Consider the following 16,602-nt stretch of genomic DNA (forward strand, 5'->3'; position numbering starts at 1 on the left):
AGTCGTTAATTCATCCAGCCGAAGGCGGGTTTGACCAGAGAGAAAATAATCACTCGGGTGACCTGTTGCATTTTATTAACCTGATGTTGCGTGAGGATAAGCGAAAAATGCGTATCGATTGCGCATTATTTGTTCATCTCGGGCTGTGGGAAAAGAGAGATTTCAGCGGCGCGCCGTCGTTTCCGACGGCGCTGAAGGGGGATCAATAGCGGGTAGCGATGGCGTTATCGTTGAAGAACGCCATGAAGTCGGCGTCCGGCTGGCGATCGGTGATCACCCGATCGAACTGCGTCAGCGGGCCGATACAGGCCGGCTTGATTTTGCCGAACTTGCTGTGATCCGCCACCAGGATCTTTTGCTGCGCCATCGCCATCGCGCGATGCTTCATCTCCAGCTCGTCGAAGTTGAAGCAGGTGGCGCCGTGCCGCAGGCTGAGACCGGCGGCGGAGATAAAGGCGATGTTCGGGCAGATGTGATCGAGCTCATTGCGGCCGCCGACGCTGGAAAAGATGTAGTTGTTCGGTTTGAACTCGCCGCCGCACAGGATCACCTTGCAATTCGGTTTGTCTTGCAGCGCCAGGAAGGTGTTCAGCGAATGGCACACGGCGGTGAAGGTCAGCTCGTCGGCAATGGCGTCGATGATCGTCGGGGTGGTGGTCCCGCAGTCGAAAAACACCGTGTCGTTTTCATTGATCAACGGCGCCGCCAGCAGGCCGATGCGCCGTTTCTCCGTGACCTGTTTGGCTTTTTGATCGGAAACGAAGTAGTTGGTTACGCCGTTGCTGCGCGGATCGGTCACCACATAGCCGCCGAGCAGCACCACCGCCGCCGGCTCGGCGCTCAGATCGCGGCGAATGGTCATCTCCGAGACCCCCAGCAGCGCGGCGGCTTCTTTCAGGTGGATCTTGTCAGCGCGTTTTAACGCCTGAACTAACCGGTTGATACGTTCTTCGCGCCGCGTTTCCATAGATCCGTCTTCCCACAGGTAGTAGAGGTAAAAAAGCGTGCCGCCGTTTCCGGCGCTAAACACAACGATGCGGGGCAATATCGGGCCGCATCGGCCGCCCGTATTGTCCCGCATCGGAGTGTATTGGCTGCGCCCGTCAAGGCGCGCCGACGATCAGTAGCTGCCAGCCGCCGCCTGCGCGCCGGATACGATGGCAACGCCGGAGCTGGTGCCGATACGCGTGGCGCCGGCTTTGATCATCTTCTCGGCGGTGGCGCGATCGCGCACGGCGCCGGAAGCTTTCACGCCCATTTCGCTGCCCACCGTCTCGCGCATCAGTTTGACGTGCTCTTCCCGAGCGCCGCCGGTGCTGAAGCCGGTGGAGGTTTTAACGAAGGCGACATCGAGTTCGCGACACATTTCACAAACCTGGACGATCTGCGCATCGCTGAGCAGGCAGGTTTCCAATATTACCTTCAACGGGATCGCCGCGCAAACCTCGCGCACGGCGGCGATGTCGGCTTTCACTTCGTCCAGCAGGCCGCTTTTCAGCCAGCCGACGTTGATCACCATATCGATCTCTTGCGCGCCGGCGGCGATCGCCGCTTTGGCTTCAAAGGCTTTGGCGACGGTCAGGCCGGCACCCAGCGGGAAACCGATCACCGAGCAGACTTTCACGGTGCTTTCCTGCAGCAGCTGGGCTGCCAACGGCACGTAGCCGGAGTTGACGCACACCGCATAGAAGTTGTGCTGCTGGGCTTCTTCGCACAGTTTGGCGATCTGCATTTCGGTGGCGTCCATGGCCAGCAGGGTGTGGTCGACATAGCGGGCGTAATCGATGTTTTCGGAGGTCATCGCGGTTCCTTAATGAAGTTGAGAAAAGAGCGTTGATAGAGAATGTGAAAATAATAACATTGCAATGCGGGTAAACCTAGCGGGATTTGAAAAATGTCGACGAGATCATAGTTATCTCACTGTTATATGTATAACTTAGGGGAGGTTTATTTGTTATTTAAATAACATTTTCAGCGGCCGCTCGCGGCCTGCGCGGGCGAAATGTCGAGGGAAAACGATGAAAATCAACATTGATCTGGTTCCTGCCGCGTTCGGGGCGCATCGGCAGGCGCTGTTCCGCAATGCGGATTTCGCGGTGAGCGCCCATCGCTGCGCAGAGCGCGGGCCAATGCTGACGCTGGCGAATCGGCGCGGGGCACTGACGGTCTTGCCGTATCAGGGCCTGGCGATTTGGGATGCTGAATTTGACGGTTACTCATTGAAATCGGGCCGCCGCAGCGGGCGGGGCGCCGGAAGAAAGCGCGATGATGTCGCCGCGTTCTGCCCCGCCTGGCCGAGTCACGACGGCGCATCGCTCCAGATGCAACGCGTGTGGCTGCAGCTGGCGGGCGACGAGCTGACGTTGCAGGGCGAAGGCGAGCGGTTGGGCGAGGGATGGCGCATCGGCCCGGCGCTGCGCTTGGCGGCGCAGAGCGCGCAGTTCGCCATTGAGATGAAAGTCACCAATCTGGCCGATCGGCCGCAGCCGCTGCGCTATGTGTGCCGCCTCAACTACGATTGCATTCCCGACGCGGTATTCCGCCAAAACTTGCCGACGCCGGCGCTGTTGGGGGAGGCGCTCGGGCAGGAACTGCTGTGTTCCGATGATCTGTCTCGCTACGTGGACCGAGCCGAATTCTTTATGCTGGCGCCGCAAGGCCGGCGCTATGTAACGCGTTTCGCCACCGGGCAATTCAACTATGGTCTCCGGCGCATCGCCGTTCAGGGCAACCGGCAGTTGCTTTCCTTTATCCAGCCGGCAAACTGCCGCCCGAATGCGCCAGAGGGTGAGGGAGTGATGCTGGGAGCGGGAAAAACGCGGGCGTTCTGCGTGACCACCGGCGTGGTGTGAAATAAGCAGGGGCGGTAACGCCCCTGTCATGTTGTGCGGTTACTCTTTCACCCAACCGCGGCGAATGGCGAAGGCGAACAGGAAACGATACAGGCGCGACAGCCTGTCGGCGATGACATCGCCGAACAGATTCCACACCAGTTGGGCGAACAGGCAGCCCACCAGGCCGAGCAGGAAACCGCCGACCATATCCAGCGGCCAGTGCACGCCGAGGTAAACGCGTGACCAGGCGATGCCGACGGCGACGATCATCAGCAGCACGCCGGACCAAACGCGGTGCCAGAACAGGAACGCCAGCGCGAAGGTAAAGATGGCGGTGCCGTGATCGCTCGGGAACGAGCTGTCCGGCGCGTGTGGCAGGAAGGTATAACCGACGCCGGCGACGAACGGGCGCTCATGCGGCAGCAGCGCGCCAATAGCGGAAGCGGCAAGCATGGCGAACAGCAGCGCGATAGTGGTTTTCGCTACCACCTGGCGTTGCGAAACCAGCTGGCTTTGCGGCCCCCACAGCCAAAGACCGACGATCAGCAGCGGCACGATGATGATCAGATCGCGCGCCAAAAAGGTGGCGAAATCGATCATCCATTCAGGAGACGCCGGAGTCGCATTGATCCAGGCGAAAAGAAAATGGTTCAACTGTTCCATAACCGTTACCTCGTCTTGCGGCGCCAATAGCCGCTAACCGTCCAATAAATAGCCAACTGGCTTAACCAAACCCACCAACCCGCCCACAGGTTATGGGTAAGAAAATGTGCGCCGCGCATGATCTGACCAAAGCCCATCACCATGCCTAGCGCGATGCCGCCGCACCAACACCACCAGGCGAGGCGCGGACGCTGCGGATAAAACAGGAAAAACAACGCCATCACCGTGAAACCGCTCGAGGCGTGCCCGCCGGGGAAACAGCGGCCGGGGCCCGGCAGCGCCGGTACCGCGCCGAATAGCGGGAAGGACATCGCTTTGCCGCCGTACTCAATCAGATCCCACGGGCAGGAGTGCGCGCTGGTGGCTTTGAGAATGCCCACCACCAGCGGGCCGATGCCAATCAGCAGCATGGTCACGATCAGGCGCGCGCTGCGGCGATAGATGCCCCAAAACAGCGTCAGCACCGCGCCTACGATCACTATCTGCTTCAACAGGCGGTGATTGATCAGATCCAGCCAATAATTGTTTTGCCACGGGAAATGCCCGCTGGCGGCATCGTACCAATAGTTGCTGATCGCCCAATCCAGCTGTTCGTTGCGGGAGAGCCACAGAAACGCCAGACCGCTGATCAGCAGGCCAAAAACCTGCCAACGGTAAAAGGATGTCGACAGGGAGTAAAGGGCGGTTGTCTTAATTTGCGGTGTCGTTGAGGATTGATTTAATGACGATTCTGGATTCACGCGCAGGCTCGGTGACAGGATTGAATGACGTCACTGTAATAATTCTGTCTTAAGAAAACCTTAGTCCGCCGGCAAGAAAACCCTATCTGATACACCCGCTTGTGCGAAGGTAATCGCTTGTTTTTCTCGTCTTAACCCGAGGGTGTGCTGGCTAATTGCTCCGCTTAACGGTTTATATCAGGCGATTGTCACTATTTATCACCTATTGTAAAGAAGATTAAACCTGTGGCGGGCTTGGCGGTAGTGTATTAGTTTATAGTCGGATTATTTGACAAAGTGTAGGGATAAAACATGAACAAGGCATCCGTTGTATTTTCCGGCCTGCTGATGGCCGTTTCCGCTGGCGCTATGGCGGCGACCTCTGGCGATGATGCAGACATGAGCAAACAGCCGCTGGAAAAAGTCGCGCCTTACCCGAAAGCCGAGAAGGGCATGAATCGCCAGGTGATCTACCTGCCGAAGCAAGAGCACGAAGAGAACTACAAGGTAGAACTGCTGATCGGCAAGACGCTGGAAGTGGACTGCAACCGCCATATGATTGGCGGCACGCTGGAGACCAAAACCCTGTCCGGCTGGGGTTACGACTACCTGGTGCTGGAGAAGCTGTCTGAACCGGCCTCGACCATGATGGCCTGCCCGGACAATACCAAGACCAAGAAATTCATCGCCGCTAACCTGGGCGACGCCGCGATGCAGCGCTACAACAGCCGCCTGCCGATCGTGGTGTATGCGCCGAAAGACGCGGAAGTGAAATACCGCATCTGGAAAGCCGAAGACACCGTAAGCCAGGCTGAGCAGAAATAACCGCCGCCTGACGCCGCTCCGCTGGCCATTCCCGGTTGGCGGAGCCTTTCTCCTTCCTGTCTCCTTATCATTCCCGCATCTTTGACACTCGACTGATTGCTTTCGGACGTGGCTTTTAGGCGCGACATGGCAACGAAATACGCAAGCCAATACCTCTTCACAAATGCACAGGAAGCACGCAGCTGCATGGATGGGAGAGGATGCGCGCGTATAGAAATAGAGCAAAGAAATCTTTACTGAAGTGTGATAATTTTGCGCATGCCCTATTAATGGAATGACACAGAAGATAAGGATATCCAATGCGTTATCGTTCACTAACGCTCGACGAGCCCTGTAACAGCCGCACACCTGGCGAGTTGCTTGATGATGGTGCGCCTGTGCCGACCACGGAACCCTGCGAGTGGGCAGGCACCGTATGAAACTGATTCATTTCTCCTCTGAACACACGGCGCCGGAAAGCTTTTCCAGGATACTTAACCCGACAGCAGCGCGGCATGAGCTGGAACGGCACTATTTGTTCGGCGGCGCAGCCGGCATATCGATAAGCAGCCGGTATCCGATTACCCGCAATACTCAATCCGGGATTGGCGTCACCGGTTATCGTGAGGACGTGGCTATGAAGCGCAGCGTACTCGATGAGATCAACCGGGGCGGCTTGCTGGCGATTGATCAGGGAATCGGCACCTGGACGCCGACGAAATATGCCTTTTACGTCGACGCGGAAGGCCGATTACAGCGCTACCCAGGCAGCTCTCTTCCCGCCTTTTATCCTACCGGGCGCGTGATCGCCCGCTATGAAGAAATGGTCAGCCGCTATGGCCACCGGGCAAAACCGACGGTGCTGCCGGCGAGGCAGAGTACGACCCGGAATCCCCCTCTGCAACAAGCCATTGCTACCGCAGTGGCAACCGTTGCCGCCACGGTGCAGGCCATCCGCCCAATGACCAAGGCAGAACGCTGGCAAGAACGCCAGTACCTGATAGGGCGAGGCAACCGCAGCATTTACCCGGATGCGCGCATGGCGGCACAGCGCCTGGCGGAGAACAACGTCGCGGTCGAAAAGGCGAAGTTGGCTGAGAATGTCTATAAGACCACTAACCCGCTCAAGGACACGATAGACATCCCTGAAGGCTGGAAGGATATCAGTAACAATGATGGGGCACTGGGTCGGCTAGGTTTGAGCAGTAACATGCTTTATGACAAACCAATGAATCCTGATTTTTTAGCCCGAGTTTATCAGCCAGACGAGAGTGTCTTTGGCAAGGCGATGAACCCGACGGTGGTGTTCCGCGGATCGCCTGCGCCCGAGTTCCCGGAGGGAATAAGCAAGGCTGCCCAGAAAGCGTTATTGAACGGCGATTTGTCAGGGATTAAAAACCTGAGTGACTGGTCAAATAACGGCGCTTAGGGGTTGGGGTTTAATTCTGAATACTATAAACAAGCCGTTATAATTGGCGATAAAATTTCGAAAGTATCAAATATTGACGTTGCGGGTCATTCATTAGGAGGCGGTATGGCCTCTGCGACCTCCATAGCCAGCGGCAAACCGGCTTGGACGTTTAATGCAGCAGGCCTGAATGCGGGAACCGTCGAAAAATACGGTGGCTCTATAATAGGCAGCGCCGATAATATTCAGGCGTATCGCGTAAAAGGGGAGCTGTTGACCAAGCTGCAGGAGGTTGATTTGTGGGAAGATGCCAAAGACCTTAAATTTTATCCCCCGGCGGTGATGGCGAAAGAGCGGTTGTCCATGTTGGCGCCTGACGCCGTGGGAGTAAAGCACACGCTTCCCGGTGGAACAGGTTCACTGCTGGATAAGCACGGTATAGACCAGGCGATACAATGCATTGAAAATGAGAAAGACGATGACATTGCCACAATCAAGGGACGAATATGAAAAAAATCATACTCATTATCACGATGCTAGTGTCTATGCTCATCATTCAGGGGTGCAAACAAGGTATGGATTTACAACCGCAGGATTATTTTGACGGTCAGCAATTGGACATTGCCAAAGCCATTTATGATGGTGACAGGCCGCAGTTGGATAACTTATTGTCATCAGTAAACAAAGAGATCTTAAATCGTCCAGCTAAGGAAGAAATGACCTTATTGTTTTGGGCAATAAACAATGCCATCTATGACAAAACCACACCTGAAAGGCTGAAAATTATCACTGACTTGGTAAAAGCCGGAGCAGACCCTTTACAGCCTCAACCTAACACGCCGGGTAGTCCCGCTGAATTTGTTATGAAAGCGGATAAAGGCATCTGGATACAGGCTATGTTAGAGGGCGGACTCTCTCCAAATGCTAAGGATAAGGTTCATAATCAACCCATTATATTCAATAGCATCTTTGCAAAAAACACAGAGACATTAGAGGTCATGTTGGATTATGGCGCTGATATAAATATAAGAAATTCACTGGGTGATACGCTGCTCATCGATGCTTTAGATTATCACTCCTATGACCACGTCATTTTTCTATTAGAAAAAGGCGCCAATAGCGATATAAGAGGCAACTCAGGTTGGACGATGGGCAATCAACTGCAACGGCTGATTAATAGAAGTCAGGATGGCAGCGAGGCGAAAGCGTCTCTTGAGCGCATCAAAGACGAGCTAATTAAGCGTGGTGGGAAATGGCCGCCTGCTCCTGTCAGTCAATAAGCCGTTCTCAGTATCCCAAGGGTGTAGAGGGATACTGATACGGTAATAAAGCAAAGTTGGGCCGTGGTTATGTTAAAAACGGAGATGGCATGAGGCACAGCGCTCTTATCATTATCATGTTGCTGTCGATGCTCATGATGCAGGGATGCGAACAAGGCAGGGATCTACAGCCACAAGATTATTTTGAAGGGACGCAGTTGGCTATCGCCAAAGCTATCTACGAAGGCGAGAGACGGAAGCTGAATGCGATGTTACCGACGGTAAGCAAAGAAACGTTAAATCGGCCGGGCAAGGCGGAGATGACGTTGCTATTCTGGGCGATCAATAACGCTATCTTTGACAAGAACACGCCAGAGCGGCTCAAGATCATTACGGATTTGGTCAAGGCGGGAGCAGACCCATTGCAGCCAAGAGCTGAGGGAGGGAGTAGCCCAGCTGAATTTGTTATGAAGGCGAATAAAGGCGTATGGATACAAGCTATGTTAGAGGGCGGGCTCTCTCCAAATGCCAGAGATAAGGTTCATAATCAACCCATTATATTTGAAAGTTTTGATGCGGCGAACACAGAAACATTAAAGATGTTAATTGCATACCAAGTTGATGTTGATATCAAAGGCGCTATGAACCGAATGCCATTAATTAATGCCCTGTATAACAGTTGCCCAGAACACATTGAGGTTCTGTTGGCTCATGGAGCTAATCCATTAGCCAAAGATGATTTTAATGACAGCTTCCTCTCGCTGATTTCTGCGGAAATAGCTAAAGGGGATAAGAGCAATGCGTATATAAAGAAACTAATTAAAATTAAAGAAAAAATAAAACAGGTGAATTAGATAGTCTCGACTATCATGGGGGACAATGCTGGTCTTCTTCCAGTGCAGTAACATGACGTTATGATATACAGGAAGATGATGGAATGAGCCACCAAAGAGCACCCAGCCGACGGCGACGAGAGTGCTGTTGTTAAGTCCCGTTTGTGACGCCATCTCTTTGAACAGTGGCGAACCCACAAGCAGCGTTTCTATGTTGAAACCTGCACATTGATAGGGATGCTGGCGTAAGCGACGCTCAGAGATAGGATGCTTTATGCCTGATGGTGAGGTAAGTAACGGCGGCCATCGGAGTCTGTTCCAGGCAACAAAAAAACCGATTTCCTCGCTAATGACGATGATCGCCGATTTTGAGCAGGCCGCCGCTATCCGTGGCGATAAAGGGATGTTTATCACCCTCACCACCCCATTCAAATATCACCCGACGCGCGCCGTCGGCAAGAACAGCCCAAAGGTGCATTTTAACCACAAGCGGGACGATGAAGCCTACACGCCAAAAGACGGCCAGCGCTATCCTGTGAAGCTGTTTAGCAAGATCCGCACGGCGTTTAAAGATGCGGGCCTGCAGGCCTACGGCGTGCGCGTTGTCGAACCGCACCATGATGCGACGCCGCACTGGCATATGATGCTGTTTACCTCTAAAAAACAGCGCCAGCAGGTGATCGACATCATGCGCCGTTATGCCACGGCTGAAGATGGCGACGCCGCCAAAAATCGTTTTGACTGCAAGCACCTGAACAAAGGCGGCGCGGCGGGCTATATCGCCAAATACATTGCAAAAAATATCGACGGCTACGCGCTGGACGGCGAGCGCGATTATGAAACCGGCGAGCTGTTGACTGATACTGCCGCCGCCGTCACCGCGTGGGTGTCAACATGGCGTATCCCTCAATTCCACTTTATCGGCCTGCCGTCGCGCGGCGCATGGCGTGAGTGCCGCAAGATCCGCTCTGTCAGTCTGGCCGATGAGTTTGACGAAACCGTTGAGGCGGTGCGCGCTGCTGCTGATGCAGATGATTTTGCCGCTTATATTCTGGCGCAGGGTGGCCCTAACGTTGCCCGCGACGATCAGACCGTGCGTGTAGCTCGCCGGGTTGCCGACGAACGCAACGCCTATGACGAAGAAGTGCAGAAAATCGCGGGGATTTTTGCCCCGCATATCGGCGCCGATCGCGTTTATTAAACCCGCACCACGCAATGGCGCATCGTCGCTAAAGCCGTTGCCGTTGAGCCTTTGACTTTGAAAAGCGCCTCCGGCGCGCCTCGGAGTCCTGTCAATAACTGTGGGTTGGTCGGCAGCGGTGGCGCCGAAAATACGCAGGATGGGGAGCCTGTAGAGGCTGTGGCGGTGATGGAACGTGCACCGGAAACCCAGATGACTGGGATGACATGACCGTTGCACGGTCTGTTATGACGCGTTTACGGGCAAATGCTCCGCAGATAAACAGGCAGCAAAGAGGAATTGACCCACATAAGCGCATAGAGCCTGCTGCCTCGGCCAGATTGACCACCAACGAGCACGATCGTGTAACCAGAATTTACTCAGAGCTGGCACTACATGGCATCGAGCCGACGCGATGGGAACTCGAGGCGCTAGCGCGCGGCGCTAAAGTCAAATTTGTTGATATTTCAATGCACTATCCAGCGGTTAACGATTGGACTAGCTTCCAATAATGTCTTGCGCACATAAATCCGATAGGCATATTCTGTATATGCATACAGTAATTAAGCATCGGAGGGAAAGGGTGCAAGCAGTGGATGAATTGGTTGTTTTAGAAAGAATTGAACTTATCGCCCGTCTGGGGGTTTGTTATGAGAGCCAAGCGAAAGACAAAGACATTGCACTGATATGGATTTCAGAACTGGCGGGGGAGATGAAAACTAGCATTACCCCCGAAAAAGTAGAGGTGATCAGGCAGCTTGCCGCGATCTCTTAATCCATAGGTGACGTATGAGACAAGATTTAAACTTAGCCGGGGCGTTTATGGAGGCGCTGAACTTCAACGAGAACGGCAAGGGCCGCCGCATAAGAACCGTTGATTTCATTCACGCCGCAAACCGGCTCGGCACACACCTAACGCCTGAAGAGGCGAATTACTACATCAAGCACCAGTCCGGCCACGTGTTCAGGCTGATTGACGAGGGACGTTATCAGCACAATACATACCTGTTTCTCTGCTAATAGGCCTATGCATGCACTGAGTGCATGAAATCGCATGATGATCCGGTGTTGTCTTTCTCCATGCGGCTCCAGTGCTGGTGCGGATCGCACCGGATCATGCAACTGCATCAAAAGCGACACATGAAGCGGGCAGGCGAGGCGGGGATAGCATTGCGCGCAAACTGGGTAGATCGATTGTTTTTGTTCGATTACTATGTATCTTTGACGATCACTCTTAAAAGTGGATCTTGAAATTCAGCCGTAGAGAGGTAGGTAAATGGAAGACTATGCCAGCGCTGCAATTAGGCATTATATAGATGCCGAAAAGTTAAAGAGTAGTGGCTCAATTGATAATGCAGGGCACCTTGTCGGATTTGCTGCAGAATGCGCTTTAAAATATAAAATAAGCACTATCTCTCCAGATATGGATAGACCACGAGGACATTTTCCTGATTTTGTTAATATTGCGAAAAAAAAGATTGAATTCTAGAGCACATATGTCTGTCTTTAAGCTTCTTTCCAATCCAATTTTAGCTGGGTGGGATGTTAATTATAGATACTATGTTGATGGTACAGTTAACTCGGCCGTTCTAGATTCTTGGATTAGAGATACAGTTAGATTAATTTCTGCTGCGGGGTTAAAAGTAAGAAAATGAATAAGAAAATATATTTTGATGACTCGCTGCCTATTTTTGCAAAGTTTGTAAGTGAGGAGCTGGGCGTTGCAGCCCTCGAGAATAATTATTTTTTGCGCGATGCGGAAGGTCGACTCTCCGTAATTGTTTTAGATGATAAAATTGACAAGGAAAATAGAACGCGACTTTCAACTAAAGCTAAAGATCATTTGGGTGATTATGTCGATGATAATGATTTTGTCTTCTCTACTCCTGATGAGCTCTTTGATGAGTCGTTAAAAGATATTGGTATTGCTTCTAAAATAACCTTGTCCTCTAGTTTTTATAGCGGGAATGTGTTTTTATTTGAAAGGCGAATAATAGGTTCTGATTGGTTGAAAAAAACAAAACAAGAAACTAACAATCCAGTGAGAATTGTTTTTTCAAGTATTAAGGGGGGGGTGGGTCGTTCGACAGCCTTGTGTGTTGTTGCTAGTGCATTAGCCCAAGAAGGAAAAAGAGTATTAGCAATAGACATGGATTTAGAAGCTCCTGGGCTTGGCAACATGCTTTTAACTGAAAAAACTTTGCCAAAATATGGTCTTTTAGACTTTTTTGTTGAAAAAAATGTCAGTAAAGTTAATGGTTCTAGTTATATTGATATGGTCAGCTCTTCATGGATTTCATCGGGGAAGGGGCGTGTTGATGTAATTCCTGCTCTTGGTGAAAGTTCATTCAATAATCCAGAAAATGTCTTAGGGAAGATTGCTCGATCTTATCTTTCTACAACTGATTGTGCTGGTAATAACTTCTCTTTCATTGATTACATGGATATCTTGGTAGATAAATTTTCTGATCCCACTAGATATGATGTTATTTTAATTGATGCTCGTTCCGGTTTGCATGAAACGACAGCGTCTGCAATGGTCGGCTTGGGGGCGAATATATTTTGTTTCGGTGTGGATCAGCCTCAAACTTTTGCTGGGTATGATCTGTTGTTTTCACATTTATCTATATTCAATAATATTGATCCCTCATGGTTAAATAGATTTAATTTTGTTCAGGCTAAAGCTTCTGACGGACAAGATAAACGAGATCTTTTTGCCCAAAAAATGGAAGCTAAAATAGCTTCATATTTCTCAAAAAAAGAGGCTGATGTTGATATTAATGTGGCATCCCTTAAGGACACATTTGAAGTAGAATGGGATGATACTGAATCAGTAGAGCTTATAACCGAAGAGATTGATGTTATTAATCCGATAATAAGTATTTTAGATGATAGCAGGTTCAGTGATTTTGATCCTATTTCGAATAGGGATATACTAACAAGTAATTTTTATGATGTTACATTTAAACTTCTTTTGGAGAGGGTGAGATCAATCCTAGAGGAGTCTTTGGAGGGGGAGGAGATATGAATACCATTAATTACTCCAAAATATCAGAGGCCTTAGCTTCGTTGCCTTCTGATCATGATGCTAGTGGAGAGTATAAACCAACAGTAGATGAGATATTTGCGCCACAGCAACATGCTAATGCCTTAGATCCTTATACGACAATAGTTGTAGGTGCTAGAGGTACAGGGAAGAGCTTTTGGGCTGGTGTACTAGCGCAAAAGGATACTCGAGATGTTGCGGCTCAGTCGTATCCTAATTTAGGCCTTGAAAAGCTATTGGTTGCGGAAGGTTATAATGGTTTTTTATCGACAAGAATACTGCAGGAGTTAGTGCCTGAGGGACAGGAGAGTAAAAAATCTTACGAATTTTGGCAAGCGTCCATAATAATGGCTATCGATCGGATGATTGCTGAAGAAAAGGGCGTTAAATTTAAAGAAAAATTATCTGACTATATAAAGAGATACTCAGATCCTGAAGATGCAGATCTATATCTTTCTGATCTTGATGATAAACTTGAAGAGGATGAAAAGACAGTTTTAATAACATTTGATGCCTTGGATAAGTTGTCTAAAGACTGGAGCCGTTCAAATTTATTACTGGATTCTTTGTTTGAAGTTGTATGGGACTTGCGAATCAGAAAGCGTATTCGTGCAAAAATATTTATACGTCCTGAGCAATTCAATGATGATTCTTTAAAGTTTGTAGAAATACCAAAATTGAGAAGTTCTCGAGTTGAACTAGAGTGGACACAGATCGAGCTTTATGGGCTTTTGTTTTCTCGCTTAGGTTATGATCAGTCTAAAAATGCAGATGAATTTCTTAAAGTTGCAAAGTCGATAGGGGCTCCATTTAAGCCTTTACCCCATAAGCAAAGAAGAAATTGGAATCTTGTTAGTGATAAAAAAATTCAAAAAGACATGATGACTGCTCTTGCTGGCCCTTATATGGGGAAGAACTTTAAAAAAGGTGGAACATATGATTGGCCTTATAAACATTTGGCTGACGCTAATGGGGATGTTACACCTCGGAGCTTCTTGAAGCTATTTTCAGAAGCTGGTAAGTTTGGCTCCTTATTACAAGATAGGGCGATCTCCGCGGAAGGCATTCGACATGGTTTACGTGAGGCTTCAAAAGTAAGGGTTGAACAGTTAGTTGTTGAATATCAATGGGTTAAGAGGGCTTTGGCACCTTTGGCCGGATTGCGTGTGCCATGTACGGAAGAGGATATACTTTCCCGTTGGGAAGATAGTAATACCATAGAAGTTATTATGAATGCTTCTCAGTCTGATAGTGGTGGTTTCTTGCCACCATACCCTTATCCCCTCTACAAGAAGTTGAAGGGTGAGGCGAAATTATCAGCCTTAGCCGACTCAATGGCTAAGATTGGCTTGTTTGAAATTAGAGCTGATGGCCGCTTTGATATCCCTGATTTATTCAGGGTTGCAGCTAAGATGTTGAAAAAAGGCGGTATAACACCAACCGCAAAATAATTTGGTAAGGCTGCTATTATTGCAGCCTTAATTTTAAAATAATTTTATAGTATATATTTTTTAAAATTAATCACATTGCAATTGAAATGCGAATTTATTGCTTGCATTCTTTCTTGTAGTGGTATCAATTCGTTCCGCACAAACACCTGACTAGCCTTCTCAACATCTCCAAAACCGCCAGTATTGTTCGGAATAATCCCCATCATCTGAGGTGGCACCCGATGGGCACTCAGCAGATCGTCCCTCGTTGCATTCTTAATATTGAAGAAATCATCTTTGGTAGCGACTTCACTCAGAGGCAGTATTTTTATGCCGTCCGGCTTGCCGTTCGGCGCGTACATAAACAGATTCCGGAAGTTCCCCAGTCCCTTTGTGTCTCGCATCGCTTGGCGCATTCTGTTGACGTCGCTGGTACTTTGCGCAGCATCGGTCATATACAGTATGTATCCGGCGTGCGCGCCGTTTTGATAGTATTTACGGCGAAATAGTGTTGCCGCTTCATTCAACCACGCAGAGTTCAACGCACTAAGGTATTCCGGCAGGCCATAAAGTTCCTGATTAATGTCCGGTTCAATTAGTTGAAACACGCTTCCCGGCGCAAATTGGTGTGGCTCTTTCCAGTCATGCACAAACCAATACGTATCAGGTTCAACACCCCGGCGGGTGTATTTTGCCGGTGAACACTGCAGGTGCAGTGGTTCACCGAGTCGATTTTTCCTGACCTCTAAAAGGCGTTACCAAATACCAGATAATCCAGCGCATAGCGGCTAAACTCCTGCTGACTTAACAGCCGGTGCGGGATAAACGTTGACGCTAAAATGTTGCGCTTAACGTACATCGGCGAGCTGTGATGCACGGCGGCGCGCACGCTGCGTGCCAGCCCATCGAAGCTGATCGGCGGCTCGTACCACTTGCCATTGGTCGTGCACTCGGTGTAATCCAGAATTTCCCGTTTATCCAGCACAGTGGACGGCTTGCCAAAGGTGAACGCCTTAAAATCCTGCTTCTGCTCTGCTGCCGGGGCTGGCGCCGGGGTGGTAAATGCCTTGCGGCCTTTGCGCTTGCTCATCAGTAAAACTCCAAAATGTTCGGGCTGCTGTGGCCGCTGCCTGCGGTCAGCGGTTCGTTTAAGAGGGCGTGCATGATTGCCCACGAAACATCGGCGTGGCTCGCTTCTTCGCTGCGGCTGGCGGTGTAGGTGGAGCGCGCGCCGCTGGCGGTCATGGTTTTGCGGATCGCCATAAAGGCGGCGGTGATGTTGGTGTGGCTGGTGTCGTATTCCAGACAGCCGCTCCCGATGGTGTCTTTTGCCTTCAGCACCATGGCGGTTTTGATTTCCGGGGTGTATTTGATTTCCCGCGCGGCCGGGAAGAACTCGCGCACCAGTTGGAAAACACCTTGGCCGACGGTGGTCGCATCGATGCCGATGTACTCCACGCAGTATTTTTCGGTAAGGTCTTTAATCTTCTGGGCCTGATCGGCAAAGTTCATGCCCTGCCACTGGTGGCGCTCGAGCACGCGGAACTTGCCCCCGGCCACCATGGGCGTCGCGATCACCGCGCACCCGGCGCTGTCCCTGCCGTTGGCTTCCGATGGGTCGTAGCCGATCCACACCGGGCGATAACCGAACGGCCGCACGGCGTAAGGGTTGAAGTCCTCCCATTCTTCCAGCGTATCGACCATGCAGCCTTGCAGCTCGGCGAACGTGAATACCGACGCGGTATCGCCCACAAATTCACACATCAGCAGGTTCTGATACTCAGCCGGGCTGTATTCGAGCGACAGCTGATCGAGGTCGAACAGGTTACAACCGCCGGTCAGCGCATCCTCAGCCGTGACAATCTGGCACCATTGCCCATCATCGCACAGCACGCCTTTTGACAGGTGGCTGTGGCTGAGGTCGAGCTGAACGTGATCGGCTTTGCTGCGCCGCCCTTTGTTGAACAGTTCCCCCGACCAGAACGGATAAGCGGAGTGTGCCAGACTCGACGGTGTGGAAAATAGGTGGTGCTCCATCGCTTGTGCAGCGACATCCCGCTGGCGGTGAAACTTCGGTATCCAGAAATACTCATCCAGATACAGATTTAGCTCTGCGCGGTGCGCACGTTGGTGCCGAGGAACATCAGGCGGGAGCCGTTCGGCAGCACCATCGGATCTCTTAGTGAGAACACTAAAGAGCGTTATCATCAATGCCAAAACATAAATTGCAGTTGTACTTTTGTAACGTTGGAATCCATTCAGCGGCAGATCGTATCACCGGGCAAAGTTGATATCGCTCCGCCACACCCAACCCGAAGCAATCAGGGAACACTTTGGATTTAACAAGAAGCCTGCGAAAGCAGGTTTTTTTATGTCCGTAAAATGGCTGTCGCCACTTTGTCGCCACAGGGTAATTATGTGTTTTT

Annotated in this window: 14 protein-coding genes and 4 pseudogenes; 12 read left to right on the forward strand and 6 right to left on the reverse strand. The window is 50.9% G+C overall.

Annotation, left to right across the window (positions count from 1 at the left end):
• Positions 1 to 202 precede the first annotated feature (202 nt).
• Positions 203 to 967, reverse strand: coding sequence for a DNA-binding transcriptional repressor DeoR (gene deoR, locus SERRSCBI_RS07855; RefSeq protein WP_042784074.1), 765 nt, complete (start codon positions 965 to 967; stop codon positions 203 to 205).
• A gap of 153 nt (positions 968 to 1,120) precedes the next feature.
• On the reverse strand, positions 1,121 to 1,801 hold the full coding sequence (gene deoC, locus SERRSCBI_RS07860; RefSeq protein ID WP_033642510.1) for a deoxyribose-phosphate aldolase: 681 nt from the start codon (positions 1,799 to 1,801) through the stop codon (positions 1,121 to 1,123).
• A 217-nt stretch (positions 1,802 to 2,018) separates the two neighbouring features.
• On the opposite strand from deoC, the gene SERRSCBI_RS07865 reads away from it, so the two are divergent.
• Positions 2,019 to 2,852 carry a hypothetical protein gene (locus SERRSCBI_RS07865; protein ID WP_033650643.1) on the forward strand — a complete coding sequence of 278 codons (834 nt, stop codon included), beginning with the start codon at positions 2,019 to 2,021 and terminating at the stop codon, positions 2,850 to 2,852.
• Between the two features lie 39 nt (positions 2,853 to 2,891).
• On the opposite strand, the gene ybjG is transcribed toward SERRSCBI_RS07865, so the two are convergent.
• Together ybjG and SERRSCBI_RS07875 are read right to left on the reverse strand one after the other, a co-directional pair.
• Entirely contained in the window at positions 2,892 to 3,497 is a 606-nt protein-coding gene (gene ybjG, locus SERRSCBI_RS07870) for an undecaprenyl-diphosphate phosphatase (protein ID WP_033642512.1), read from the reverse strand.
• Between the two features lie 5 nt (positions 3,498 to 3,502).
• Positions 3,503 to 4,237 (reverse strand): phosphatase PAP2 family protein, encoded by a 735-nt coding sequence (locus SERRSCBI_RS07875; protein ID WP_042784076.1) that lies wholly within the window; start codon positions 4,235 to 4,237, stop codon positions 3,503 to 3,505.
• A 291-nt stretch (positions 4,238 to 4,528) separates the two neighbouring features.
• Here SERRSCBI_RS07875 and eco point away from each other — a divergent pair, with 291 nt between their 5' ends.
• The 10 genes and pseudogenes from eco to SERRSCBI_RS07920 all read left to right on the forward strand — a co-directional run bounded on the left by eco (position 4,529) and on the right by SERRSCBI_RS07920 (position 14,197).
• A complete protein-coding gene (eco, locus tag SERRSCBI_RS07880; RefSeq protein WP_033642514.1) occupies positions 4,529 to 5,041 on the forward strand; it encodes a serine protease inhibitor ecotin in 513 nt (170 codons plus the stop codon).
• Positions 5,042 to 5,456: 415 nt separating this feature from the next.
• Positions 5,457 to 6,938: pseudogene (locus SERRSCBI_RS07885) on the forward strand (phospholipase).
• Complete coding sequence (locus SERRSCBI_RS07890) at positions 6,935 to 7,708, forward strand: ankyrin repeat domain-containing protein (protein ID WP_042784077.1); 774 nt, start codon at positions 6,935 to 6,937, stop codon at positions 7,706 to 7,708. The pseudogene SERRSCBI_RS07885 and the gene SERRSCBI_RS07890 overlap by 4 nt, the downstream one beginning before the upstream one ends.
• Before the next feature lie 89 nt (positions 7,709 to 7,797).
• On the forward strand, positions 7,798 to 8,541 hold the full coding sequence (locus tag SERRSCBI_RS07895) for an ankyrin repeat domain-containing protein (RefSeq protein ID WP_042784078.1): 744 nt from the start codon (positions 7,798 to 7,800) through the stop codon (positions 8,539 to 8,541).
• Positions 8,542 to 8,866: 325 nt separating this feature from the next.
• Positions 8,867 to 10,212, forward strand: a pseudogene (locus tag SERRSCBI_RS07900) (replication endonuclease); the annotation flags it as partial.
• Between the two features lie 80 nt (positions 10,213 to 10,292).
• Positions 10,293 to 10,475 (forward strand): hypothetical protein, encoded by a 183-nt coding sequence (locus SERRSCBI_RS07905; protein ID WP_369795916.1) that lies wholly within the window; start codon positions 10,293 to 10,295, stop codon positions 10,473 to 10,475.
• A 47-nt stretch (positions 10,476 to 10,522) separates the two neighbouring features.
• A complete protein-coding gene (locus tag SERRSCBI_RS07910) occupies positions 10,523 to 10,720 on the forward strand; it encodes a hypothetical protein (protein ID WP_154640637.1) in 198 nt (65 codons plus the stop codon).
• Between the two features lie 256 nt (positions 10,721 to 10,976).
• Positions 10,977 to 11,189, forward strand: a complete 213-nt coding sequence (locus tag SERRSCBI_RS24680) for a hypothetical protein (protein WP_156965091.1) — start codon at positions 10,977 to 10,979, stop codon at positions 11,187 to 11,189.
• Between the two features lie 162 nt (positions 11,190 to 11,351).
• Complete coding sequence (locus SERRSCBI_RS24010) at positions 11,352 to 12,728, forward strand: KGGVGR-motif variant AAA ATPase (RefSeq protein WP_071883540.1); 1,377 nt, start codon at positions 11,352 to 11,354, stop codon at positions 12,726 to 12,728.
• Positions 12,725 to 14,197, forward strand: coding sequence for a P-loop ATPase, Sll1717 family (locus SERRSCBI_RS07920; RefSeq protein WP_042784082.1), 1,473 nt, complete (start codon positions 12,725 to 12,727; stop codon positions 14,195 to 14,197). Before SERRSCBI_RS24010 ends, SERRSCBI_RS07920 begins: the two co-directional genes overlap by 4 nt.
• Before the next feature lie 44 nt (positions 14,198 to 14,241).
• Here the strand turns inward: SERRSCBI_RS07920 and SERRSCBI_RS07925 are convergent.
• Both SERRSCBI_RS07925 and SERRSCBI_RS07930 read right to left on the reverse strand, forming a co-directional pair.
• Positions 14,242 to 15,266: pseudogene (locus SERRSCBI_RS07925) on the reverse strand (phage portal protein).
• Positions 15,266 to 16,353, reverse strand: a pseudogene (locus SERRSCBI_RS07930) (terminase large subunit domain-containing protein); the annotation flags it as partial. The pseudogenes SERRSCBI_RS07925 and SERRSCBI_RS07930, both read right to left, overlap by 1 nt.
• On the opposite strand from SERRSCBI_RS07930, the gene SERRSCBI_RS24015 reads away from it, so the two are divergent.
• Entirely contained in the window at positions 16,304 to 16,519 is a 216-nt protein-coding gene (locus tag SERRSCBI_RS24015) for an ogr/Delta-like zinc finger family protein (RefSeq protein WP_071883588.1), read from the forward strand. The pseudogene SERRSCBI_RS07930 and the gene SERRSCBI_RS24015 sit on opposite strands and share 50 nt — an antisense overlap.
• The last annotated feature ends 83 nt before the right edge of the window (positions 16,520 to 16,602 follow it).

The organism is Serratia sp. SCBI (assembly GCF_000747565.1).
In the GTDB taxonomy this organism is placed as follows: Bacteria; Pseudomonadota; Gammaproteobacteria; order Enterobacterales; family Enterobacteriaceae; genus Serratia; species Serratia ureilytica.